The organism is Hoeflea sp. IMCC20628, assembly GCF_001011155.1.
In the GTDB taxonomy this organism is placed as follows: domain Bacteria; phylum Pseudomonadota; class Alphaproteobacteria; order Rhizobiales; family Rhizobiaceae; genus Hoeflea.
Genome location: NZ_CP011479.1, coordinates 2,649,359 through 2,670,863 on the forward strand (window position 1 = coordinate 2,649,359; position 21,505 = coordinate 2,670,863).

Genomic DNA, 21,505 nt, shown 5'->3' on the forward strand with positions numbered 1-21,505 from the left:
TTTCAAGAATTTTTTAGATACGTGCGCACAGTTACTCTATGAAGTCATAGGTTGAAATTTTCATAGTTTCAAATCGATTAAACACTATTGTTAACTGTCAGGGCTCATTTCATCCCTTACAGAAGAAGAGTGCAATCGATAGCCGACCGAATAGGCAGCTTTGGCCAGAAGATGTGCTGATACCGGAGCGGTCAGCAAGAAAAACACAACACCGGCCAAGGCCCGGGACACGGTTCCTACATCAGAAGCGTGAATTGCCAGAGCGATCAGCATGAGGCAGGACCCCATGGTTCCGGCTTTCGAAGCGGCATGCATGCGCGTGTATAGATCAGGCAGACGCAGCAAACCAATCGCGGCAATCAAGGCAAATATAGAGCCTATCACCAGCAACGCAGCAGAAATCAGTGTGGCAATATCATTCATTGGCCGGGACTTCTTTACTCTTGTTTGTGGCAAATTGGTGTCCGGCCCCGGTCTTTGCGGTTTGGGCTTGCTGCGCCCTGTTTTGCCGGCGGGCGGTGGCGGCGGCTTCCCGCGCTTCGGTCAGGATGTCGTCTTCGGTCTTTCCACGCGACAACACGAACCGGGCGAAGGCCACGGTGGCCAGAAATCCGACCAACCCCAATGCGATCGCGACATCTACATAAAGCGTGTATCCAGTCTTGATTCCGATCACCGCAATGAATCCGATGGCAATCGCCACCAGCATGTCGAGACCAAGTATACGGTCGGGCAAGGTCGGCCCCTTGACGATGCGGTAGATGGTGATGAGGAACGACAAGCACAAAATGCCAAGCGCCAGTATCACCGCATAGTCGAAAATGGATGCGACACTGATCATCGGAACGCCTCCATGATCTTGCGCTCAAATCCTTCGGCGATGTCGCGCCTTGTGGCGTCGGGATCCGACGCGTCGAGAGCGTGGACATAAAGAATACGGCGATCATCAGAGACATCGACCGATAACGTTCCGGGCGTCAATGTGATCAGATTGGCCAGCATGGTGATTTCGAAATCGCGATCGACCCGCAACGGATAGGCGAAAATTCCAGGTTTGAGATCCATGCGCGGCGACAATACCATCACCGCCACTTTCCAGGACGACAGCACCAGCTCATAAATGAACAGCAGCAACAGCGAAATCACCCGCCGGGCGCGGGAGAAATAGCCGATCGAGCCGACCTGCTGGCGAATAATCGACAATGCGAAGATCGCCAGAACGAAACCAAAGGCGAAATTGAGAAAGCTGAACGAACCGGTGACAGCCGACCAGGCCAGCGCCAACAGCACATTGACAAGAAACAGGCTCATTGCACCACCTCCTCAGGAAACACCGACAACACATAGGCGGACGGATCAAGCAGGCCGAGTGCCGCGTCCTTGGCCAGCGCCATCACCGGCTCAGGCCAGACACCGAAGGCCGTGGTCAGCAGCACCAGCCCCATCAGCGCAGCTGTCGCCCCTGCAGGCAACGGGGTGATGTGCGCTTCGTTCGGTTCTGCCCTCACAGCAGGACGCCAATAGGCAAGCACCCAGATACGGCCGACTGCGATGGTGGTCAGGAAGCCGGTGACCAGGATCGATCCGGCCAGCCACCAGGCGCCGATATCAAGCGAGGCCTTGACCAGCATGATCTTGGGCCAGAATCCGGAGAATGGCGGCAGGCCTGCGACCGAGAAGAACAGCATCAGCGTCATCGCTGCAATCAGGCCATTCTTGGCATAAACACCACCCGCCGAGGTGAGCTCGAAACCGCCACCCAGCCGCGCACCGAGACCGGCGGCAAAATAAAGCGCCGTCATCACCACCATCGAATGAGCTGCATAAAGGATTGCGCCGGAGAGGCCGGCGGGACTGCCCAGTGCCAGACCGGCCAGCATCACGCCGATGCCCGAGATCACCAGGAACCCCAGCGCGCGGCGAATATCGTTTTGCGCCAGCGCGCCCATGACTCCCAGAACCATGGTCAGGGCAGCGACAATGGCGATAATGAACGACAGTTCCTCCCGCTCGAGTGGAAACAGCATTCCCAGAATTCGCAGCAGCGCATAGACGCCGACTTTGGTGAGCAATCCGGCAAACAGCCCCGAGACCACCAGACGGGGCGTGTGGTAGGAGGCAGGCAACCAGAAATTGACCGGAAACGCAGCGGCCTTCATGGCGAAGGCCAGAAGATACAGCGTTACCAGCGTCATCAAAGGTGCCGTGCCGCGCAGCTCGGATGCCTTGATGGCGATATCGGCCATGTTGAGGGTGCCGAACAGGCCATAGAGATAACCGGTGGCGACCAGGAACAGCGTGGTGGCGATCAGGTTGAGGAAGGCGTATTTGACCGCACCATCCAGTTGCTTGCGCTCCGAGCCCAGAACCAGAAGCCCGAAGGACGAAATCAGCAGCACCTCGAACCAGACATAGAGATTGAAGATATCTCCGGTCAGAAACGCACCGAGAATGCCGGCCATGATCAGCATCAGGAACGGGTAGAAGCCATAGCGGCGGCCGGAATCATCCACATCGCTGCGGCCGTAAATCCCGGCGGCGAGCGCCACCAGCGACGAGGTGGCGGCAAAAAATGCGCCCAACAGATCGACGGTGAAGGAAATCCCGAACGGCGGCAACCAGCGGCCCATGGTCATGGTGACTGTGCCGTTCTGGACGACATGGGCAAGCAAACCGAGCGTCATCAGCGCGAGAACAGCCAGCGCCGGAATGGCGATCAGCGGCTGCACATCGGTGCGTTTGCGCAGCATCAGCAGCAACGCACCTGTCAGAATGCACCAGACCACCGGCGCGGCGATAAGCCAGTCGGCAGCCGCAACCGGCCGGAGCACGTAAACGGCGGAGAAGTCCTGAAGACCTTCGCTTGTTCCAGCCATTGCCGGTCTCTCCTCAGTAGCTCGCCGGTGGCGATTGCTCGCCCACCGGTTCGGCTACACGCATTTCATCGGAACTGTCGGTCTCCAGTTCCTGGAATGCGCGGTAACCCAGCACCAGCAGAAACGCAAAAAACGAAAACGAGATCACGATTGCCGTCAGAATCAAGGCCTGCGGCAACGGATTGGCGGCGGCATGAGTCAGCGCATCGGCCCCGTCGGGGATGATCGGCGGAACTTCGCGCGTTACCCGTCCGGCGGTGAAGATCAGCAGGTTGACGGCATTGCCGAGGATCGCCGCGCCCATCAGAATGCGGATGATGTGTTTGGATAAAAACAGATAGATGGCGACGGTGAACAGCGCGCCGACCAGAAGGGCAAACAAGGGCTCCATCAGTCGCGATCCCTTTCCTCGAGCGCCAGGGCGATCGAACTGATCGCGCCGACGACGACAAGATAGACCCCGACATCAAAAACCAGCACGCTCGACAAGGCCAGTTCGACCCCGAAGAAGTGTGGATAGACCCACAAGCCCGACATGTAGGGCACGCCGGCGAAAACCGACAGCACGCCCGCCATGGCCGACATGAACAGCCCAAAGGCAGCAATCGCCATCGGATGGAAATAGATCGCCTGGCGCACAGGTGCCACGCCGCAGGCAATACCGTAAATCGCCAGCGCCGATGCGGCGATCAAGCCACCGATGAAGCCGCCGCCTGGTTCGTTGTGACCGCGCAGCAGCACAAAGACGGAAAACAGCAACATCAGGCTGGTCAGGTAAGGCGCAATCGAGCGAAAGATGACTGTGCGCATGGTTAGAGCCCTCCCCCGTTGCGATCCGGATCATTGTCGGCGACCGGAACGCGCGGCGTGCGAATGCGGATCAGCGACAGAATGGCGAGACCGGTGACCATGACGACGGCGATTTCGCCCAGAGTGTCCGTGCCGCGGAAATCGACGATGATCACATTGACCACATTGGCGCCGTGCGCGACGACTTTCGAGTAGGCCGAGAAGAAATCGCTGAGTTCCGTGTTGAACGGCTGCTGGGTGACAGACAGCAGATACAGCATGAAGCCGCCGCCGCAGGCCAGCGCCACACTCATGTCGATGGCTTTTTCGCCGGTCGGACGATGATCGGCGGCCGTCAGCTTCAAACGGGCCATGACCAGCGCGAGGATGACAACGGCCAGGGTCTCGACCATGAACTGGGTAAACGAAAGGTCCGGCGCGCCAAACAGCAGGAAAATCAGCGCCACGGCAAAGCCCTGAATGCCCAATGACACAATCGCCGTCAGCCGGTCGCGGGCATAGATCACGGCGAGCAGACCGATTGGCACGAGCGCCATGACCACCAGCTCGTGGGGCTGCACTCCTTCCGGCCAGACCGGCATTGCCGGCCATTCGCCATACCAGGCCATCGGCCCGATGAGGGCGGCGGCGATCATCAGGAATGTTACCATCATGTAGATTTCCAGCCGGCCGGGCTGAACGAACCGCGTCACCCTGACGGAAAGCCGCACGATGCCGAAGATCATCTGATCGAAACCGCGATCAGGGCCCCAGCCGAGGGTTTCGAGAAGCCAGGCCATGGCGGCGCGGAGACGATCAAGCATGCGGTAGGCGATGACGCCGAAGACGATGGTGACCAGCGACAGGATCAGCGCCGGGCCCATATGCGGCACCAGCGAGATCGTCACGGTCTCGGCTTGCCCGGCCACCGCACTTGTCATCGGCGAGGAAATGAAGCGGTGGGTGACGGGCGACATCAGTGCTGCCCCCAGCGCCGCAATGCCGAGCGTCAGCGGGCCCAGCCACAACAGCACGGGACCCTCATGGGCCGCCTTCGGGGTTTTGACCGCCGGGCCGAAGAACGGCTTGATGGCGACGGCAAACCCGATGACAAACATCAGGCCATTGCCGACAACAGCCACGGCCACAAAGGCCAGCGACCAGGGATTGATCGCCCAAAGGGCATAGTAGATTTCCTCCTTGGCGAGGAAGCCGATGAACGGCGGCAAACCGGCCATCGAGATTGCGGCAGCCATGGCGGCGATGAAGGTGATCGGCATCGCCTTGCGCAGCCCGCCCAATTTGGTCACGTCGCGGGTGCCGGACTCATGATCGATCAGGCCAGCAACCATGAACAGTGCGCCCTTGAACAGCGAGTGCGCCACCAGATAGAGCACGGCTGCGGCAATGGCGTGATCGGAGCCGAAGCCTGTCAGCATCACCAACAGTCCGAGTGAAGATACTGTGGTGTAGGCCAGCATCAGCTTGAGATCGGTCTGGCGGATGGCAAGCAGCGTGCCGACAATCAGCGTGGTGCCGCCGAACACCGGCAGAATGGTCTCCCACCAGATAGTGTCGCCGAGTACAGGGTTGAGCCGCATCAGCAGATAGACGCCGGCTTTGACCATGGTGGCGGAATGCAGATAGGCCGACACAGGTGTCGGCGCTTCCATGGCGTTGGGCAACCAGAAATGTAGCGGAAATTGCGCCGATTTGGAAAACGCACCGCCGAGAACCAGAATCAACGCCATCAGATAGAACGGGCTGTTTCGCACCTCGTCGCCGTAGCTCAGCAGCAGTGAAATCTGGCTGACGCCGGTGATGTTCCAGATCACCAGAAGGCCCGCCAGCAGCGCCAGCCCGCCACCGCCGGTGACCACCAGCGCCTGCATCGCGGCGCGACGCGAGGCCTCGCGGGTGTGATCAAAACCAATCAGCAGGAACGAGGTAATCGAGGTCAGTTCCCAGTAGACAAACAGCATCAGGAAGCTGTCGGAAATGACCACGCCAAGCATGGCACCCATGAACAGCAGCATGAAGGAGAAAAACCGGCCGAGCTGGTCGTCGCCCTTCAGATAGCCACCGGAATAGAGCATGATCAGCGCGCCGATACCCGAAATCAGCAACGCGAAGGTCAGCGAAAGGCCGTCGATCAGCCAGGAAAAGCTGACATTGAAAGACGGCACCCATTTAAAGCCGCCGGTAACGACGCCGCCATCGGCAACAGCCCCGGCAAAGCCAAGAAAATGCAGGAAAATCGCCGCCGGCGCCAGCGCCAGAATCCAGGCAGCATTATGACCGAGTCGACGTGTCAGCCACGGGGCGACCACCGCCGCCAGAAATGGCAACATCAAGACAAAAAAAGTCGTTCCAGGCGCAACAGCGCTCATAAAAGTTCCCCGGGGCCGGCCCTGTCATATCCGCTTAATACGGTTTGATACCCGTCACTTAATCGTCACACACGTCAAGGACAAGTCAGCGCTTTCATATTTGATGGATAAGCACCTGCCTTTTTAACCCAAACGGTCCGGAGCACCAACACTTGCCGATACTGTCTTGCGTTGAGCCGCGGCGGGATGCCGCAGCGAAAAGCTTTCCAAGCTTCGGCCGGGTTCTGTGATTGTACCGCAAGAGACAGGCCATGAGTGCCGGCACCGGTTGCCGGATCTTCAAATCCGATGCCGGAGGGCTGACGCCGGATGGGCGAGCCTTGACCCTCAGCGCTCACTCAAAAATATTAGGTCAGTATTGTTGACATATATTTCGGTTCGTGATCATTCTTGCTGCAAGAGCGGCGCAAACGCATTTTTGTTGCGCTGCGAAGACTTCATTCGAACCAACTCAATCAGCGGACAGCAAAACGGCAGGCGGCCTTGAGGCGTTCGGATGAACGCGGCGCGCCGGGAGGATCGGGCATGAGCACTGACACAGCACCAACCGCAACGGCAGGCCACGGACTCGACTGGCCGAAGTTATTCGCCACGCGGGCGGAGCGGATGAAGGCGTCTGAAATCCGCGAATTGTTGAAGCTGCTCGATCAGCCCGATGTGATCTCGTTTGCCGGCGGCATTCCCGATCCGGCGCTGTTTCCGGCCGAAGCCTTTGGCGCGGCGCTGACGGCAGCGCTGTCGGGCGACAGCAAGGGCGCGGCTCTGCAATACTCGGTCAGCGAAGGCTACAAGCCGTTGCGCGACTGGCTGGTCACCCGCATGGCCTCGCTCGGCGTCGCGTGCACCGCCGACAACATCATGATCACCTCGGGCTCTCAGCAGGCGCTGGATTATCTCGGCAAGCTGTTCTTATCCAAGGGCGACACCGCGCTCGTCGGCTGGCCGACCTATCTCGGCGCGCTGCAGGCATTCAATGCCTATGAGCCCAATTACGACCGCCTCACCCCGCTGGGCAACCGTTCGGCTGCCGATTTCCGCGAGGCCGCCAGCACCAATGGTGGTGCGGTGAAATTTGCCTATGCCTCGGCGGATTTCGCCAACCCGACCGGCGAAACCCTTGCCGCGTCCGCGCGCAAGAACATTCTCGACCTGGCGGAAGAGCTCGACATCGCGGTGATCGAGGACGCCGCCTACCAGTCGCTGCGCTATGACGGCGACGACGTGCCGCCGATGCTGGCGCTCGACATCGAACGCAATGGTTCGATCGAGAATACCCGGACGATCTATTGCGGCAGCTTTTCCAAGACGCTGGCGCCGGGCCTGCGCGTCGGCTGGGTCTGCGCTGCCAAACCGGTGATCTCGAAACTGGTGCTGATGAAACAGGCAGCCGATCTGCATTCGGCAACGCTGAACCAGATGGCGATCCACAAAGTGGCATCGGACGGTTTCGAGGCTCAAGTCGCCAAGATCCGCAGCGTCTATCAGGCCCGCCGCGACGCCATGCTGACAGCCCTTTCCCGCCACATGCCAGAAGGCGTGAGCTGGACCAGGCCCGATGGCGGCATGTTCATCTGGGTCACCCTGCCCGAAGGTTTTGATGGCGCGAGCCTCCTGGCCGAAAGCCTGAAAACCGAACGCGTCGCCTTTGTGCCGGGCAAGGCATTCTTCGCCGATGGGTCGGGCGCCAACACGCTGCGGCTGTCGTTTTCCTGCGCAAGCGAGGCGATGATCGAGGAAGGGATCATGCGGTTGGGTCGGGTGGTTCGGGGAAGCGCAAACCCCGTCTAGCCCCACTTGACCCCAAACTGCCCGCACAACCACTCCGCCAGATGGTCCCGGTCGCGCGGTGAGCGTCCGGGGTTGATCGGCGCTACGGCATAAAAACCGGTCGCGGATCTGGCTTCGTCACGCCAGACCACCTTGAGGTCACCGGCCTCGATATCCGGCTTGACCAGGGTTTTCGCCGCGATGGCCACGCCGCGGCCGGCGCGGGCGGCGGCGATGGCCAGCGCTGTCTGGTTGAAGCGAGAGACGCGAGCGGCTGGCCCCGTGTCCGGTTTAGGGGCTTCTTCTGTGCCGAGCAGACGGCGCCAGTGGCGGTGGGCGTCCTCGAGCAGGCGGTGAGCGCGGAAACCCTCGAAAGTTCCGATGGCCGGCATGGTGGCAAGATAGGCGGAGCTGGCGACGGCAACCAGATCGAGCGGTGACAGCAGGGTTGATGTGAGCTCTTTTGCGAAGGGCGGGCTGGCCTGCCGCACCACCAGATCGACGCCATCGGTGTCGAAATCCGACAGTTTCTCCGAGGCGATCACCTGCAGGTCAATGTCGGGAAAGCGCGCCTCGAAATCAGCCAGTCGCGGCATCAGCCACATGCTGGCGAAGGATGGCGGCACGCTGAGCACCAGGCTGCGGGTGGGCGGCGCCAGCTGTGCAGTGGCCTGGGCGATGCGGCTGAGGCCGGCATGAGTTTCTGCAAAATAGGCCGCGCCGTTTTCGGTCAGCTCCAGCCCGCGTGGCTTGCGGACGAACAGTTTCTGGCCAAGCGAGGTTTCGAGCTTGCGGACTTGCTGGGCCACCGCGCCCTGGGTCAGGTTCAGTTCCTCGGCAGCAAGGCGGAAATTGAGATGGCGCGCGGCGCATTCGAAAGCGCGCACGCCATTGAGGTTGGGCAGACGCATGCAGCGCTCCGAATGACAGTAGATTTTCTACAGTCTGAGCGAGAAAACATGATTGGTCAACGTCTATGACGCCCGGTACGCTTCCGGAAGATTTACAAGGAGACTGACATGAGCGAACACAAGGTTGCATTGATCACCGCCGGCGGCAGCGGCATTGGCGCGGACGCAGCACGGCGCCTGGCGTCTGACGGTTTCAAGGTCGCCATCCTGTCCTCGTCGGGCAAGGGTGAAGCGCTGGCCGAAGAGCTGGGCGGCATCGGCTACACCGGCTCCAATATCGATCCGGACGCCCTCGCTGCGTTTGTCGAAAAGGCGACCAAGGCCTGGGGACGGGTTGATGTTCTGCTCAATTCCGCCGGCCACGGCCCGAAAGGCGATATTCTGACGATCAGCGATGATGACTGGCACAAGGGCATGGATTTTTACCTGATGAATGTGATCCGCCCGACCCGGCTGGTCACCCCGCTGATGGAAGCCCAGGGCGGCGGCACGATCCTCAACATCTCGACCTTCGCGGCGTTCGAGCCCGATCCGCTGTTTCCAACCTCGGGCGTGTTTCGCGCCGGACTTGCGGCCTTCACCAAGCTTTATACCGACCGCTATGCGGCAAAAAACATCCGCATGAACAATGTGCTGCCGGGCTTCATCGACTCGCTGCCGGAAACTGCGGACCGCAAGGCGCGGATTCCGATGGGCCGCTACGGCCATGCCCGCGAAGTCTCGTCGCTGATCTCCTATCTGGCGTCTGACGATGCGGCCTACATCACCGGCCAGAACCTGCGCATAGACGGCGGGTTGACGCGCTCGGTCTGACGGTCGGCGCGAGCGTATCCTGACTGAATTGACCGCTTCCGCAGAGACGCCGGGCCCCGGATCCGGCGGGCTTTGGCTCGACCTCACTCAAGGATCACGAACGATGGCAACTGCAGTTGTTGCTACCGTTTCGAGCGACCGCATCGCCTTTGCGCTCAAATGGGTAGCATCGATCATCCAGATTATGGGCTACACGGCGACCGGCTTCGGCTGGACGCCGTGGAACCTCTATCTGTTCGTGGTCGGCGTGTTCGGCTGGTTTGCGGTCGGTGTGCTGTGGAACGAGAAGGCGATCATGCTGATCCACATCGTAGCGCTGGCGGCAATGGTGGCGGGGATGAGCGCGGGGTGACCGGTTCGACTTCAGCGGATGGGGGCGCATGCCGGGCAACCGGGCCGATTATTGAATGTACTGGACGGTCCACGTCCCATCAGCATTCAGGGTAACGTCAATGACGCTATAGCCGGGGGTGAAGTCGCAAAGTGCTGCGTTGACGCTGGATTGGGCAAAATTCATGACTGTTCCCGGCGTGTAGGAGCCGGTCTGGACGAAGTATTTCATCACCGGCTGACACTCCGTATTGCTATTGGATTTTGCCACCGTGAAACTCGAAAGGACTATGTCGCCATTCACCTCGATAGCCGTTCCGACATTGTAGACGACCGGCGGCTGGAATGGCGGCATGGTAATGCGGAACGCCCCCGGCTTAACCCCTGTGCCGGCTGCAGGCATCGTCAACCCGAAGGGCAAGACAGACCCTGTCGTCCAGTCGTTGGCGAAACCTGAAGCGGGCGCCAGATTAATGGCGCGACATGCCGATGAGTAGCCTGACGACTGACCGACTTGTGGCATGCTGTGGGCCTGCTGGATCCCGGCATAGGTTTGCATATTGACCTGAAAGGTCAGCACAGAGCCGGTATCTCCGTAATTCCCAAGGCTATGCTCGAAAAGACTGTTGCTGTAGACCTGCTGTCCACCGGTAAAAAGTAATTACCCACCCCCTTGCCATGCACCACAATGTCTGAATCCATGATGATATGGATCGGACTGATTTGCAGCAGCTGAGCAAGGACGAATTGATCGAGATGGTGCTTCGGCTCCAACGGCCTGCCAAGGATTCTCGGACGTCTTCCAAGCCGCCCTCTACGGACAAGAAAGAGAAACGCGTCAACTCACGACCGGGTGGAGCCAAGCCCGGGCATGAACCCCACAATAGGGTGCTGGCGGATTTTGCCGACATGTTTCGCGATCATGAACCGACCGCCTGCAAGAGATGCGGCCATGCGTTTTCCGGTGATGATACGATGGTGCTGGCCGGGGCCTATGACGAGATCGATATTCCTGCGATCCGTCCTCATGTCACCCGGCATCGGCGTTTTTCCTGTCATTGCCCGCAATGCGGCACGACGACAAAAGCCACCGCACCTGCCGTGGCAACCGCAACGCCGTTCGGGCCAGGCATTCACGCGCTGGCGATCTACCTCAAGAGTTTCCATGCATTGTCTTACGAACGCCTGAGCGGTGTGTTCATGGATATCTTCGGCCTCCATGCGAGCGAGGGCGCGATCATGAACATGTTTGCCCGCTCCCGTCCGAGCTTCCAGGCCACAGCACAGGCCGCCAAGGCCAGCCTTCGAGCCGCCCGCGTTGTCGCCAGCGACGAAACCGGTGTGCGTATTGAGGGCACAAATGCCCAACACTGGGTTTTTCATTGCAAGGATGCCGTTGTCCACCAGCCCGATTACTCCCGTGCAGCACGGGTCGTTCACGAGACCATGGGCGGCCATGTCCCCGAGGTATGGATATCTGATCGGTATTCAGCCCAGCAATCTCACGGCCATCGACATCAAACCTGCCTTGCACATTTGGCGCGTGATACAGCCTTTGCGCTGGAACATGGCGAGGATGATCTCCCTCTTCGCTTCCAGCTTTGGTTTGGCCGTGTGTTTGATTTCGCCAGAGCCATAAGCACATTCGCTGCGTCTACCGTCGCAAGCAAGAAGCGCAAATTCGATAAACAGCTTGCCGGGCTTCTATGCGCCCCGACTTCATGCGACCTGGCCCAAAAGCTCCAGGCCAAGATCGGGCGGGCCCGCGATCAGCTGCTGACGTTTTGCGACTATCCCGGAGAAGTCGATGTCACCAACAACACATCTGAGCGAAAGCTCCGTCCATGGGTCATTCAGCGAAAGGTGACAAACGGATATCGCGCCATGTGGGCCGCCCAAGCCGAAGCGAACATACGCACGACAGTCGATACCGCACGCCTCAAAGGCGCAAACCCCTTCCAGGTCATCGCATCCGTCCTGGCATAGGCCGGTAGAAGAACCGGAAATCACGAATTCAGGGGTGGGTAATTACGGTAAAAATTGCCGGCTCCTGGAATACGCAGAACAATTGAGTTGCGGATTCATTGTTTCGCACATGTATTGTCAAATTTGTAGGCATTCCCAATCACCAATAGTCTACTCAATTGAATTTCAATTATAGAAGGCTTATTCTTCATGTAAACGACTGAGTAATATTCACTCTCATCCGTTAAATACCACATATAAACACGTATACTTAACTCGTCAATTTGCAAGCTCTACTTTGCGCCGTTACAATCGACTGGTCAGCTATACCCCTTAGCGGCGGCATTTTCTGACTTGCGCTCAGCAGGGAGAAAACAACTTGCCAATCTGCGCGGCGAGCGCTGGCGACGTAGTGAAGCAGCAGTGATGTCGCTTAAATGATGCAAAAGCAGCTTGATCATCAGGAACTGCGTCGCCAGCACATGGATCAATGGATGATGCGACTGGTAGAAGATAAACGCGACGGGACAGTTCCGGCAAACTGGGTGCTGTAACAGACGGACAAGGCAATCGGACACACAAAAAAGCCAGCCGGCTGGGGATGCCGACTGGCTCAGATGATCTGATGGGGGAATCAGATCACGGGAAATTTAGTTTCCGGTTGCGGCCTTGCAGCGGCTGGCAACCATGTCGGAAAACTCGGCCTTGGCTTCCTGTGCCTTGGTGCAAGCATCCTTCAGCATCGCCTGCTGCTCAGGAGTTGAATTGTCCCAGTTCGACTGGAAGGTCGCATCGTCAACGTCATTGCCTTCGTCATCAAACATCATGCCGAACACGGTGGTGTCGCCGCCTGCATAGGCGTCAAGTTCGCCACGGGCGTTGTCTGCATTGGTCTGCGCAAAAGCGCCGGCGGTGAAGCACATGGTGAGAGCGGCGGCAGCAAGAATCTGTTTCATTTCATTCTCCTCTAGAAAGGCGGGGGCCTTTGATGTTGGTTACAAAGGCACAATGCTACGACCGGTTTTTGGTTCCGAAAATAAATCGAACAAATCTGGTATTCTGACAGAGGCCGGTCTTTCTAATCTGTTGCCCTCCCTGCCCTCGCCACTCCCTCCCACGCCTATGAAAAAAGGCCGGGATCGCTCCCGGCCTCCTGGTTCATTGAACGTTCAATGAAGCTTAGTTCTTGTCCTTGTCGACCAGGGCGTTGCCCTTGATCCACGGCATCATGCCACGCAGCTTTTCGCCGACTTCCTCGATCTGGTGACGATCGTTCATGCGGCGAATGCCCTTGAAGCGCGCTGCGCCACCCTTGTATTCCTGCAGCCATTCCGACGTGAACTTGCCGGTCTGGATGTCGTGCAGAACGCGCTTCATCTCGGCCTTGGTTTCCGATGTGATGATGCGCGGGCCGGAGACATATTCACCCCATTCAGCGGTGTTGGAGATCGAGTAGTTCATGTTGGCGATGCCGCCTTCATAGATCAGGTCGACGATCAGCTTGACCTCATGCAGGCACTCGAAATAGGCCATTTCCGGCGCGTAACCGGCTTCGACCAGCGTTTCGAAACCGGCGCGGATCAGCTCGACCAGACCGCCGCACAAAACAACCTGCTCGCCGAACAGATCGGTTTCGCACTCTTCGCGGAAGTTGGTTTCGATGATGCCGGAACGGCCGCCGCCAACGCCACAGGCGTAGCTCAGTGCCAGTTCATGGGCGTTGCCCGATGCATCGTGATGAACAGCGATCAGGCAAGGCACGCCGCCGCCCTTCTGGTATTCGCCGCGCACGGTGTGGCCGGGGCCTTTTGGCGCGATCATGACGACGTCGACGGTTGCCTTCGGCTCGATGAGGCCGAAATGCACGTTGAGGCCATGGGCAAAGGCGATGGCTGCGCCGTCGCGGATGTTGGCGGCGATGTGGTCCTTGTAGATGTCGGCCTGCAGCTCGTCGGGAGCGGCCATCATCATCAGGTCGGCCCAGCCGGCAGCTTCGGCGACGCTCATGACCTTGAAGCCATCGGCTTCGGCCTTCTTGGCGGTGGCCGAACCTTCGCGCAGGGCGACGGCGACGTTGTTTGCGCCGGAATCCTTGAGGTTAAGCGCATGCGCCCGGCCCTGGGAACCGTAGCCGATGATGGCTACCTTTTTCGACTTGATCAGATTGAGGTCGGCGTCACGATCATAATATACGCGCATGATAAACTCCCGTTTGTGTGTTCGCGTTGTCTTTGTTCTCTCAGCGCCGGACAAAAAAATCCGCCGCCAAATTCCTGAGTTTCTATCCCCGGCCGTGAAGACTGAGGAATTTTGTCACCGCCCGAGCGGAGATGGTGGTGATTTCCGCCTCGCCGGGATGGTTGCCCTCGCCCAGCAGAAGCCGGATTTGCGTGTCAGCCACCACCAGCCCGAAGAAGCTGCGGAACGCATCGGCAACGTCCTCGAAGCCGAGCAATCCCGCTGCCCTGCCCGCTTCCAGCAGCGGTTCGATGCGCTGTTTCATCGCAAAAGGACCATTGGTCAAGACAATTTCGCCAAGCCGGCTCTTGCCCGATCCGGCATGGGAGACGGCGGCACGGTTGAGCGCGATCGACAGATCGCCGGTGATCACTGTCAGCCAGCTTTCGGCAAAGCCGGTGAGCGCGGATTGGAGGCTGTCGCGCGTCAGTTGCTGCTGCGGAAATTTCGGCATCCGCACTTTCGAGGCCTGCCAGCGTACCGTGGCAGTGAGCAGACCATCACGGTCGCCAAACCATTTGTACAAGGTTTCCTTGGAGCAGCTTGCGGCACGCGCCACGGCAGCCACGGAAAACCCGTCCCCCTCGGCCACCATCAGCTTGAGCACCGCGTCGAGCACTTCCTGCTGACGCTCCGACAGCTCCTCGCCCACTGATGCGCCAAAGGCGGCATCAGCAGGCGCTGCGGTCTGCTTGGGAGCAGTGTCTGGGGTAAGGGTCAAATTCATGGAAAGCGATGTACCGTACCGTACGGTACTGTGTCAAGCTAGAATAGAACGGTTGACCAGCCCTCCCCGCCGCAAATAAACCTGAAATCAACCGATATCTCCGCTCCGGACATTTGAGCTTTGGGCGGACACCGGCATGGACATTCAACTCCTGGCCATCATCATTTTGACCTTCGTCATCCACCTGATCGGCACGCTGGCGTTTGCGTTCCGGATTGCCGGCATCCGCACCGGACAGATCGCGATTGCGTTTTCGCTGTTCAACGCCATGGTGCTGGTGTCGCGAACCTCGAACTCGTTTCAGGCGCCGCTGCTGGCCAAGCGGGTGGAAAGCTCGATCCTGGACAGCGCCTCGAGCCATCTGCATCAGGATTTCGCGCTGATCCTGGCGGCAGCCTCGGTCGCTACCATCATCGGCGGCTTGCTGATCCCCACAGTTCAGCGCGTCGCCACCGGTGCGGTGGCAGGCTTCAAGAAACGACGCAATCTGGTGCGGCTCATGCTCAAGGCGCTGACACCGCGCGGGGCAACCGTGGTGATGCAATCGGTGGCGCTGCCGCGCTATCAGAACCTGACATCGCTGCGGGTCTCGAAGGACTTTCCGGCGGTCTATATCGGTATGAACTTCTTCGCCACCGCGCTGTGGACGGTGGGCGTGCTGTCGGCGATTTATGCCGGCACGATCGATCCCGAGTTCCGGGTGACGGCAAGCTCGCTGTCCGCGGTGATCAATGGTGTGGCCACCATCATGATGTTCATCCTGATCGATCCCTATCTCGCCGGGCTGACCGATGACGTCGTCGAAGGCGAAGTCAGCGATGGCTTTTACCGGCGGGTGCTGGTCTGGATGGTGCTGAGCCGATTGGCCGGAACCGTGCTGGCGCAGATCCTGCTGGTTCCCGGCGCGCATCTGATCGTGTCCGTCGCCCGCTGGCTGTGACCGGCCGGCCCGTCATCCCGCGTCTATTTCAGCATATGACAGCGCACAAGGTTCTCAACGGGAGCACCCGGCGCGGGTGTCAGGCGCAATTGCTGGCTGCTGCTCATGACGACACTGATGGTTTTGCGGACGGTCTTGCGGCTCACCTTGCAGGTGGCGTCGAAGTTCAAGGCGGCTTTGCCGGGCTGGCCCGGTTCAAACGTGCAGGTCTCGCCGGGGCGGCGAAGGCTGTCGGGCGTGATCACCGCGTAGCCGTCGAAGGCGGTCTGGTCCATCATCGCGCAGGCGTCGCCATTCCCGGCCCAGACTCCGACATAGGCCAACCGGCTGGCATTGCGGTCATGGGTTGCTGCGGCCACGGTGTCGTCCCGGAGAACCATTTTCGGTGGCATCAGCGTTCCGAAATTGTCGGGTACCGATCTGGCGACTTTGCGGGGCCCCGGTTGATCGACACAGCCAGCCAGCGTCAACGCCAGGGCAGCCATCATCAATGTTGTGAGAAGTCGACTCATAATGCACCCTGTTGAAGCTGCATGGCTTTCTGGCCGAGCCGTGCCGGAATTTCAAGTGCGATCTCAGGCTGGTGCATTTCTGGGACGCTCGCGGACGTAGGGGCCTTTACCCGCAGGCTTTGACAAAGCGGCGGACGGTTTCGGCCATGCCGTGTTCGATGGCATCGGCAATCAGGCCGTGGCCGATGGAGACTTCGAGCAGACCGGGAATGGCGCGGGCCAGGCCCGGCAGGTTTTCGACCGTGAGATCGTGGCCTGCATTGATTCCGAGACCCAGCTCTGTGGCGATCTTGCCGGCGGTCTCAAGCCTCTTGAGTTCTTCGGCAGCGCGGACCGGATCATCATAGGTGCCGCCATAGGGACCGGTGTAGAACTCCACCCTGTCAGCGCCGGTGGCCTTGGCCGCTTCAAGCGCTGTCCGGCTGGCATCGGGATCGCAAAACAGCGAGACACGAGCGCCGTTTTTCTTCAACCGCTGCACCACGGCGCGCAGGAAATTGCCCTTGCCCTGAAAATCCCAGCCATGATCCGAGGTCGCCTGCGACGGATCATCAGGCACAAGCGTCACCTGTTCCGGCTGATTGGCCTCGACAAGTTCGAGGAACTCATCGGTCGGATAGCCCTCGATGTTGAATTCGGCGTTGGGGAACTCATCATCGATCAGGGCGCGGATGCCGGGCAGATCGGAGAAGCGGATATGGCGCTGGTCGGGCCGCGGATGAACGGTCAATCCGTGCGCACCGTTGACCAGCGCAATGCGCCCCAGGCCGGTGACGCTGGGCCATGGCAGATCGCGGCGATTGCGCAGCATGGCGACGGCATTGAGATTGACGGAAAGCTGGGCGGGCATGGCGGCCTCATGGACAAGGACAACGATAAAGGGCCATCGGCCCCTCTTGTTTTCCTAAACCATTGACCGGCGATGTGAAATCAATTTCGCGAAAGCCGGCATTCCGGATTTGAATGAATGTCGTTCAAAGCCACGTCAGCGGCGCGCCGGAGTGTCGGGTAACAGTGGTCAGCGCTGACAATCAGATCAGATCAGAACTTTCCGCGCCGCAGCCGCGTCGAGTAATCTTTCATTTCAGCGTCGTAGGATTCAATCATCCGGCGTTGCCGTTTCTTGCCAATCCGGATCGCAATCCAGAAGAACAGAAATGTTACCACACCTATCAGGGCGAAGATCGGGCCACCCAGTTTGTTCATGTCCGAGGTTCCGAAAGCCATCTTGAGAAGGTGGTCGAACTCCAGCGCTTGGGCAGGTGCCGCCGCCATCACGGCAGTCATAAAAACAGCGATTGCGGACAGGATGCGCATGCGGATTTTCCTTGTGCAGATCGAACAGATTGATCATGCCTGAATTCTCTTAAAAAAGTGGTCACCTGACCCGATCGGACCGGTTTTTCAAACCAGCTTCCGAAGTGGCGGCTTCCAGCGGTGTTTCGCATCCGGTGACGTGCGACCTTGCTCGCGACGGGCCATGGCCTTACCATTGGCGAATGAGCGCACGGACCTTTGCAGCCCGCCGTTTCCGGTCGCGCCAGGGAGGTTTGTGATGATTTTTGTCAGCACTGCCAGAAATGGCGACCGCGTCGAGTACCGCGATAGCAAGCGCTGGCTGTGGATCCTGTCGGTGTTGTCGCCGGCACTACCGGGACTGGGCGCCGTGGCCTATCTGGCGAGCGGCAATCCCTGGTGGGTCCTCGTTCCCATCGTGTTTTATTACGGCGTCTTTGTCGGCGCGGACCATCTGGTTGGTGTCGATCCGAACAACCCGCCCGAAGAGGTGGTCGAGGCCATGGCCGCGGACAACTACTACCGGGTGTTGCTGTTTTTGTCGGTGCCGGTGTTCTGGTTCTCGTTGCTGGCCTGCGCCATTGCCGCGGGACAACCCGGCACGCCGTTTCTGGCATGGCTGGGGCTCTGCATCGGCGCCGGTGTGAGTTCGGGCACGGCGATCACCATAGGCCATGAACTGGGGCACAAGCCCTCGCGTCTTGACCAATGGGGTGCGAAATTCGCCAATGCCTGCTCCGGCTACGGGCATTTCAGCATCGAGCACAATCGCGGCCATCATGTGCATGTGGCGACGCCGGAAGACCCGGCATCGGCCCGGCTCGGCGAAAGTCTGTGGCGGTTTTCACTGCGCGAGATTCCGGGCACGGCGGTGCGCGGCTGGCACATGGAGCGGGCACGGCTCGAGCGCAAGGGCTTGCCGTTCTGGCATTGGCGCAACGACATTCTGCAATGCTACGCCATCACGGTGGTGGCCGACGTGGCCCTGATCGCAGCCTTTGGCTGGACCATGGTGCCGTTCTTGTTGCTGCACAATCTGATCGGCTGGTTTCACCTGACCGTAGCCAATTATATCGAGCATTACGGGCTCAAGCGCGATCTCAAACAGGACGGGCGCTATGGGCCTTGCGAGCCGCGGCATTCCTGGAACACCAACCACATCATCACCAATCTGATGCTGTTTCATTTGCAGCGCCATTCCGACCATCACGCCAATCCGTTGCGGCCCTATCAGGCGCTGCGCTCGTTTGACGATCTGCCGACGCTGCCGTCGGGCTATCCCGGTACGTTTCTGCTCGCGGCAGTACCGGCTTTGTGGTTTCGGGTGATGGATCCAAAGGTGATGGCATGGGCCGGGGGTGATCTGGACAAGACCAATCTCGATCCGGCGAGGGCGGCAGATTACCGGGCCAGATGGAGCCCGGCTGCGGCATGACGGAGCCACGGCTTCCCTCGCCTGAGCGGATCAAGGCCGTTCTGACATTTCTGGATGAGACCAACCGGCTCAAGGACACGCTGCGCAGCGGTCACACGCCCGAGGGTCGGCAGGAAAGCACAGCCGAGCACAGCTGGCGGCTCTCTTTGCTGGTGATCCTGTTTGGCGACGAGATGGAAGGCGTCGACCTTCTCAGGCTTATCAAGATCTGCATCGTCCACGATCTTGGCGAAGCAATTTCGGGAGACGTTCCGGCCATTGATCAACGCGTTGGAGATGACCGCGCCGCGCGCGAACGTACCGATTTGCAGACGCTGTGCGGGTCCCTGCCTGACGACTTGAAAGCCGAGATATTGGCGCTGTGGGACGAGTATGCCGAAGCCAGAACGCCCGAAGCGGTGCTGGCCAAGGGGTTCGACAAGATCGAGACCATGCTGACCCACTCGACCGGCAAGAACCCGGATGATTTCGATTATCGCTTCAATCTGGGTTACGGGCTGCCGGCTACCAACCGCCATCCGTTGCTTGCAGCGATCCGGGCGCAGGTCGATGACCGCACCCGCCGGCTTGACCGCGGCTGAACCGGACCAGGAGAACCATGCACGTTTTCTCCGATTTCATCTTTGTGCGGCACGGCGAAACCGACTGGAATGCGTCTGGCCTGTTTCAGGGCCGCACCGACATCGCGCTCAATGCCAATGGCGTGCGTCAGGCCCACCGCGCGGCTCAACGGCTGAAAACACTTGATATCAGCAAGATTGTCAGCAGCCCGCTGTCACGCGCAATCGACACAGCCGCGATCATTGCAAGGGCCATGAACCTGACGACAAAAACGGACGACAATCTGATCGAGTGCGATTTCGGCTCACTGGAGGGGCAGTCCATCCGGGAGGCCATGACCCACCACGACATCACCCGGCTTGAACAACTGGCCGAAATTCTGCCCGAGGATGGCGAGCAATGGGCGGATGTGCGTGCACGATCTCTAGCGGCGCTCACCGGGTTGCTGCTGCCACGCATGGCGGCGCTCACGGTTCTTGTCGGCCATGACGCGGTGCTGCAGGCGATCTCGGAGCAATTGTGCGGACACTGGTTCAAGAGCCAGCACGCGACACCCTATCTGTTTGCCTTGAGCGACGGGAGCTGGGCGCGAACGGAACTATCTTAAGCGGGCACGACGCTCAGGGCGTCAGCGGATTGCGGCTGTCGGCGAGTATCTTTGCGCCAATGCCGATGAAGCAGACCCCGGCGGCACGTTCGATCCAGTGTTGGGCGTTTTCAAACCGGGCGATCACCGGACGCGATGACATGAACAGCGTCACCAGCGTGTACCAGATCGCTGCACTTGCCATCACCAGTCCAACCATCGCCGCCATCACCCACAGCGGCATGGCATCGGTGACCGCGGTGGCAAAGACGCTGGTAAACAGCACGATCGCCTTGGGATTGGTCAGGGTCACCAGAAAGCCGAAGACCAGCGGATTGCCGGTTCCGGCGTCGTTGCCGCCATCGAGATCAAGTGAGGCGGGCCTGGTCATCAGAAGTCTGATGCCGAGATAGCCCAGATAGAGCCCGCCACAGATCCGGACCGTCCAGGCCAGCCATTGGTATTCGAGCAGGACGGCGGACAGGCCGATCAGGCTGAGGCCGGCGTAGAACCCGAGCCCGATGGTCACACCCAGCGTGGTCATCAGACCGGCGCGCGTGCCCCGCGCCATCGACGAACGCACGACGCCGATGAAATCAGGCCCGGGAAGCATCAGGGCTGGAATGAAAATCGCAAAGACGCTGACAAATGCAAGGGTCCAGTCCATCGGATTTCCTTTCCGTTTCCGACCATTACGTTCAAAGACTCATAGCCAGCACGCGGCTGATTTCGGTCAGTGACCGGCCGGATTGCTGCATCCAGATATTGAACGCAGACTGGACGCCAGCCAAGGCCTTTTTCGAGGCCGGCTGCCTGTCGATGATGCCTTCGGTGATCAGCCGGCCGGTGACGCTTTGCGACAGGATGAAACCGTCCTTGCCCATCGCGCGAAGGCAATAGGGCCCGGTGGCGCCGCCGAGCCGGCTGCCGCGCTTTTTGAGCAACTCCATCAGGCCGATGAAATCGGTTGACGGCCAATCGGAAATGGCCTTGCCGGCGCTTCCCGATTGCGCCGCAAGCGCCTGAACGAAGACCGCGTTTTGCTGGACCGACTTGATCTTGGCGCCATGGCGGATGATGCGTTTATCAGAAACCAGCCGGCCGAAATCCTCGTCACTGAGCATGGCGCATCTACCGACATCGAAGCCGTCAAAGGCCGCCTCGAAACCGGGCCACATGTTTTCAACGACCTTCCAGTTGAAGCCGGCCTGAAACACGCTTCTGGTCATCGCCGCCAGCCAGCGGTCGTCCGGAATGGCAGCCAGTTCCGCGGCAGGTTTTGGGACGCTCAACAGGGCTTCGAGCGCCTCGGTGCCGCCCTTGCGGGCCGCCGCAATGTCATAAATTTCGTCAAATGACCGCATGGTGC

25 protein-coding genes are annotated in these 21,505 nt (G+C 59.7%); 8 read left to right on the top strand and 17 right to left on the bottom strand.

Annotation, left to right across the window (positions count from 1 at the left end; genetic code table 11):
* Positions 1-90: 90 nt before the first annotated feature.
* From mnhG to IMCC20628_RS12635, 7 genes are read right to left on the bottom strand one after another with little or no spacing between them, the layout of a single operon-like run.
* On the bottom strand, positions 91-423 hold the full coding sequence (gene mnhG, locus IMCC20628_RS12605; protein WP_047030506.1) for a monovalent cation/H(+) antiporter subunit G: 333 nt from the start codon (positions 421-423) through the stop codon (positions 91-93).
* Entirely contained in the window at positions 416-841 is a 426-nt protein-coding gene (locus IMCC20628_RS12610) for a cation:proton antiporter (RefSeq protein ID WP_047030507.1), read from the bottom strand. Before IMCC20628_RS12610 ends, mnhG begins: the two co-directional genes overlap by 8 nt.
* Positions 838-1,311, bottom strand: a complete 474-nt coding sequence (locus tag IMCC20628_RS12615) for a Na+/H+ antiporter subunit E (protein ID WP_047030508.1) — start codon at positions 1,309-1,311, stop codon at positions 838-840. Before IMCC20628_RS12615 ends, IMCC20628_RS12610 begins: the two co-directional genes overlap by 4 nt.
* On the bottom strand, positions 1,308-2,876 hold the full coding sequence (locus IMCC20628_RS12620) for a Na+/H+ antiporter subunit D (protein WP_047030509.1): 1,569 nt from the start codon (positions 2,874-2,876) through the stop codon (positions 1,308-1,310). The genes IMCC20628_RS12615 and IMCC20628_RS12620 overlap by 4 nt, the downstream gene beginning before the upstream one ends.
* A gap of 13 nt (positions 2,877-2,889) precedes the next feature.
* The gene (locus IMCC20628_RS12625) at positions 2,890-3,267 is read right to left on the bottom strand and encodes a Na+/H+ antiporter subunit C (RefSeq protein ID WP_047030510.1); all 378 of its coding nucleotides are present in this window, start codon (positions 3,265-3,267) and stop codon (positions 2,890-2,892) included.
* Entirely contained in the window at positions 3,267-3,686 is a 420-nt protein-coding gene (locus tag IMCC20628_RS12630) for a Na(+)/H(+) antiporter subunit B (protein ID WP_047030511.1), read from the bottom strand. Before IMCC20628_RS12630 ends, IMCC20628_RS12625 begins: the two co-directional genes overlap by 1 nt.
* A gap of 2 nt (positions 3,687-3,688) precedes the next feature.
* Positions 3,689-6,055, bottom strand: a complete 2,367-nt coding sequence (locus IMCC20628_RS12635) for a putative monovalent cation/H+ antiporter subunit A (RefSeq protein ID WP_047030512.1) — start codon at positions 6,053-6,055, stop codon at positions 3,689-3,691.
* A gap of 525 nt (positions 6,056-6,580) precedes the next feature.
* Between IMCC20628_RS12635 and IMCC20628_RS12640 the strand changes: the two genes are divergently transcribed.
* Positions 6,581-7,843, top strand: a complete 1,263-nt coding sequence (locus IMCC20628_RS12640) for a PLP-dependent aminotransferase family protein (protein ID WP_047032534.1) — start codon at positions 6,581-6,583, stop codon at positions 7,841-7,843.
* Here IMCC20628_RS12640 and IMCC20628_RS25800 read toward each other — a convergent pair.
* Positions 7,840-8,733, bottom strand: coding sequence for a LysR substrate-binding domain-containing protein (locus IMCC20628_RS25800; protein ID WP_047030513.1), 894 nt, complete (start codon positions 8,731-8,733; stop codon positions 7,840-7,842). The genes IMCC20628_RS12640 and IMCC20628_RS25800 overlap by 4 nt on opposite strands.
* Before the next feature lie 108 nt (positions 8,734-8,841).
* Between IMCC20628_RS25800 and IMCC20628_RS12650 the strand changes: the two genes are divergently transcribed.
* Together IMCC20628_RS12650 and IMCC20628_RS12655 are read left to right on the top strand one after the other, a co-directional pair.
* The gene (locus tag IMCC20628_RS12650) at positions 8,842-9,546 is read left to right on the top strand and encodes an SDR family oxidoreductase (protein ID WP_047030514.1); all 705 of its coding nucleotides are present in this window, start codon (positions 8,842-8,844) and stop codon (positions 9,544-9,546) included.
* 103 nt (positions 9,547-9,649) lie between these two features.
* The gene (locus tag IMCC20628_RS12655) at positions 9,650-9,898 is read left to right on the top strand and encodes a DUF6552 family protein (protein WP_047030515.1); all 249 of its coding nucleotides are present in this window, start codon (positions 9,650-9,652) and stop codon (positions 9,896-9,898) included.
* A 48-nt stretch (positions 9,899-9,946) separates the two neighbouring features.
* Here the strand turns inward: IMCC20628_RS12655 and IMCC20628_RS12660 are convergent, their stop codons facing one another.
* Positions 9,947-10,456, bottom strand: coding sequence for a hypothetical protein (locus IMCC20628_RS12660; RefSeq protein WP_047030516.1), 510 nt, complete (start codon positions 10,454-10,456; stop codon positions 9,947-9,949).
* A gap of 128 nt (positions 10,457-10,584) precedes the next feature.
* On the opposite strand from IMCC20628_RS12660, the gene IMCC20628_RS12665 reads away from it, so the two are divergent.
* Positions 10,585-11,862 carry an IS66 family transposase gene (locus tag IMCC20628_RS12665; protein WP_047029005.1) on the top strand — a complete coding sequence of 426 codons (1,278 nt, stop codon included), beginning with the start codon at positions 10,585-10,587 and terminating at the stop codon, positions 11,860-11,862.
* 629 nt (positions 11,863-12,491) lie between these two features.
* On the opposite strand, the gene IMCC20628_RS12670 is transcribed toward IMCC20628_RS12665, so the two are convergent.
* The 3 genes from IMCC20628_RS12670 to IMCC20628_RS12680 all read right to left on the bottom strand — a co-directional run bounded on the left by IMCC20628_RS12670 (position 12,492) and on the right by IMCC20628_RS12680 (position 14,806).
* Positions 12,492-12,797 (bottom strand): hypothetical protein, encoded by a 306-nt coding sequence (locus IMCC20628_RS12670; protein ID WP_047030517.1) that lies wholly within the window; start codon positions 12,795-12,797, stop codon positions 12,492-12,494.
* Between the two features lie 223 nt (positions 12,798-13,020).
* Positions 13,021-14,040: a ketol-acid reductoisomerase gene (ilvC, locus tag IMCC20628_RS12675; RefSeq protein ID WP_047030518.1), complete on the bottom strand. Its 1,020-nt coding sequence runs from the start codon at positions 14,038-14,040 to the stop codon at positions 13,021-13,023.
* Between the two features lie 82 nt (positions 14,041-14,122).
* Positions 14,123-14,806: a TetR/AcrR family transcriptional regulator C-terminal domain-containing protein gene (locus IMCC20628_RS12680; protein ID WP_156174504.1), complete on the bottom strand. Its 684-nt coding sequence runs from the start codon at positions 14,804-14,806 to the stop codon at positions 14,123-14,125.
* A 136-nt stretch (positions 14,807-14,942) separates the two neighbouring features.
* On the opposite strand from IMCC20628_RS12680, the gene IMCC20628_RS12685 reads away from it, so the two are divergent.
* Positions 14,943-15,746, top strand: coding sequence for a lipid II flippase Amj family protein (locus IMCC20628_RS12685; protein ID WP_047030519.1), 804 nt, complete (start codon positions 14,943-14,945; stop codon positions 15,744-15,746).
* Positions 15,747-15,769: 23 nt separating this feature from the next.
* Here IMCC20628_RS12685 and IMCC20628_RS12690 read toward each other — a convergent pair whose 3' ends face one another.
* The 3 genes from IMCC20628_RS12690 to IMCC20628_RS12700 form a co-directional block, all read right to left on the bottom strand.
* Positions 15,770-16,258: a hypothetical protein gene (locus IMCC20628_RS12690; protein WP_156174505.1), complete on the bottom strand. Its 489-nt coding sequence runs from the start codon at positions 16,256-16,258 to the stop codon at positions 15,770-15,772.
* Positions 16,259-16,364: 106 nt separating this feature from the next.
* On the bottom strand, positions 16,365-17,108 hold the full coding sequence (locus tag IMCC20628_RS12695) for a pyridoxine 5'-phosphate synthase (RefSeq protein WP_047030521.1): 744 nt from the start codon (positions 17,106-17,108) through the stop codon (positions 16,365-16,367).
* Positions 17,109-17,299: 191 nt separating this feature from the next.
* The gene (locus IMCC20628_RS12700; RefSeq protein WP_047030522.1) at positions 17,300-17,575 is read right to left on the bottom strand and encodes a hypothetical protein; all 276 of its coding nucleotides are present in this window, start codon (positions 17,573-17,575) and stop codon (positions 17,300-17,302) included.
* Positions 17,576-17,813: 238 nt separating this feature from the next.
* Here IMCC20628_RS12700 and IMCC20628_RS12705 point away from each other — a divergent pair, with 238 nt between their 5' ends.
* From IMCC20628_RS12705 to IMCC20628_RS12715, 3 genes are read left to right on the top strand one after another with little or no spacing between them, the layout of a single operon-like run.
* Positions 17,814-18,989, top strand: a complete 1,176-nt coding sequence (locus IMCC20628_RS12705; RefSeq protein ID WP_047030523.1) for an alkane 1-monooxygenase — start codon at positions 17,814-17,816, stop codon at positions 18,987-18,989.
* Positions 18,986-19,570: an HD domain-containing protein gene (locus tag IMCC20628_RS12710; protein WP_047032536.1), complete on the top strand. Its 585-nt coding sequence runs from the start codon at positions 18,986-18,988 to the stop codon at positions 19,568-19,570. Before IMCC20628_RS12705 ends, IMCC20628_RS12710 begins: the two co-directional genes overlap by 4 nt.
* Positions 19,571-19,587: 17 nt before the next feature.
* A complete protein-coding gene (locus IMCC20628_RS12715) occupies positions 19,588-20,157 on the top strand; it encodes a histidine phosphatase family protein (RefSeq protein ID WP_047030524.1) in 570 nt (189 codons plus the stop codon).
* A gap of 13 nt (positions 20,158-20,170) precedes the next feature.
* On the opposite strand, the gene IMCC20628_RS12720 is transcribed toward IMCC20628_RS12715, so the two are convergent.
* Together IMCC20628_RS12720 and IMCC20628_RS12725 are read right to left on the bottom strand one after the other, a co-directional pair.
* A complete protein-coding gene (locus tag IMCC20628_RS12720; RefSeq protein ID WP_047030525.1) occupies positions 20,171-20,803 on the bottom strand; it encodes a LysE family translocator in 633 nt (210 codons plus the stop codon).
* Between the two features lie 31 nt (positions 20,804-20,834).
* Positions 20,835-21,500 carry a DNA-3-methyladenine glycosylase I gene (locus IMCC20628_RS12725; RefSeq protein WP_047030526.1) on the bottom strand — a complete coding sequence of 222 codons (666 nt, stop codon included), beginning with the start codon at positions 21,498-21,500 and terminating at the stop codon, positions 20,835-20,837.
* Between the last annotated feature and the right edge of the window lie 5 nt (positions 21,501-21,505).

Excerpts from the sequence above, each read along its gene's own strand:
- IMCC20628_RS12630 (WP_047030511.1), bottom strand. The coding sequence starts at position 3,686 with ATGCGCACAGTCATCTTTCGCTCGATTGCGCCTTACCTGACCAGCCTG.
- IMCC20628_RS12680 (WP_156174504.1), bottom strand. The coding sequence starts at position 14,806 with ATGAATTTGACCCTTACCCCAGACACTGCTCCCAAGCAGACCGCAGCG.
- IMCC20628_RS12725 (WP_047030526.1), bottom strand. The coding sequence starts at position 21,500 with ATGCGGTCATTTGACGAAATTTATGACATTGCGGCGGCCCGCAAGGGC.
- IMCC20628_RS12690 (WP_156174505.1), bottom strand. The coding sequence starts at position 16,258 with ATGAGTCGACTTCTCACAACATTGATGATGGCTGCCCTGGCGTTGACG.
- IMCC20628_RS12640 (WP_047032534.1), top strand. The coding sequence starts at position 6,581 with ATGAGCACTGACACAGCACCAACCGCAACGGCAGGCCACGGACTCGAC.
- IMCC20628_RS12695 (WP_047030521.1), bottom strand. The coding sequence starts at position 17,108 with ATGCCCGCCCAGCTTTCCGTCAATCTCAATGCCGTCGCCATGCTGCGC.
- ilvC (WP_047030518.1), bottom strand. The coding sequence starts at position 14,040 with ATGCGCGTATATTATGATCGTGACGCCGACCTCAATCTGATCAAGTCG.
- IMCC20628_RS12620 (WP_047030509.1), bottom strand. The coding sequence starts at position 2,876 with ATGGCTGGAACAAGCGAAGGTCTTCAGGACTTCTCCGCCGTTTACGTG.
- IMCC20628_RS12665 (WP_047029005.1), top strand. The coding sequence starts at position 10,585 with ATGGATCGGACTGATTTGCAGCAGCTGAGCAAGGACGAATTGATCGAG.
- mnhG (WP_047030506.1), bottom strand. The coding sequence starts at position 423 with ATGAATGATATTGCCACACTGATTTCTGCTGCGTTGCTGGTGATAGGC.
- IMCC20628_RS12705 (WP_047030523.1), top strand. The coding sequence starts at position 17,814 with ATGATTTTTGTCAGCACTGCCAGAAATGGCGACCGCGTCGAGTACCGC.
- IMCC20628_RS12670 (WP_047030517.1), bottom strand. The coding sequence starts at position 12,797 with ATGAAACAGATTCTTGCTGCCGCCGCTCTCACCATGTGCTTCACCGCC.
- IMCC20628_RS12720 (WP_047030525.1), bottom strand. The coding sequence starts at position 20,803 with ATGGACTGGACCCTTGCATTTGTCAGCGTCTTTGCGATTTTCATTCCA.
- IMCC20628_RS12610 (WP_047030507.1), bottom strand. The coding sequence starts at position 841 with ATGATCAGTGTCGCATCCATTTTCGACTATGCGGTGATACTGGCGCTT.
- IMCC20628_RS12685 (WP_047030519.1), top strand. The coding sequence starts at position 14,943 with ATGGACATTCAACTCCTGGCCATCATCATTTTGACCTTCGTCATCCAC.
- IMCC20628_RS25800 (WP_047030513.1), bottom strand. The coding sequence starts at position 8,733 with ATGCGTCTGCCCAACCTCAATGGCGTGCGCGCTTTCGAATGCGCCGCG.
- IMCC20628_RS12715 (WP_047030524.1), top strand. The coding sequence starts at position 19,588 with ATGCACGTTTTCTCCGATTTCATCTTTGTGCGGCACGGCGAAACCGAC.
- IMCC20628_RS12655 (WP_047030515.1), top strand. The coding sequence starts at position 9,650 with ATGGCAACTGCAGTTGTTGCTACCGTTTCGAGCGACCGCATCGCCTTT.
- IMCC20628_RS12700 (WP_047030522.1), bottom strand. The coding sequence starts at position 17,575 with ATGCGCATCCTGTCCGCAATCGCTGTTTTTATGACTGCCGTGATGGCG.
- IMCC20628_RS12615 (WP_047030508.1), bottom strand. The coding sequence starts at position 1,311 with ATGAGCCTGTTTCTTGTCAATGTGCTGTTGGCGCTGGCCTGGTCGGCT.
- IMCC20628_RS12635 (WP_047030512.1), bottom strand. The coding sequence starts at position 6,055 with ATGAGCGCTGTTGCGCCTGGAACGACTTTTTTTGTCTTGATGTTGCCA.
- IMCC20628_RS12625 (WP_047030510.1), bottom strand. The coding sequence starts at position 3,267 with ATGGAGCCCTTGTTTGCCCTTCTGGTCGGCGCGCTGTTCACCGTCGCC.
- IMCC20628_RS12650 (WP_047030514.1), top strand. The coding sequence starts at position 8,842 with ATGAGCGAACACAAGGTTGCATTGATCACCGCCGGCGGCAGCGGCATT.
- IMCC20628_RS12710 (WP_047032536.1), top strand. The coding sequence starts at position 18,986 with ATGACGGAGCCACGGCTTCCCTCGCCTGAGCGGATCAAGGCCGTTCTG.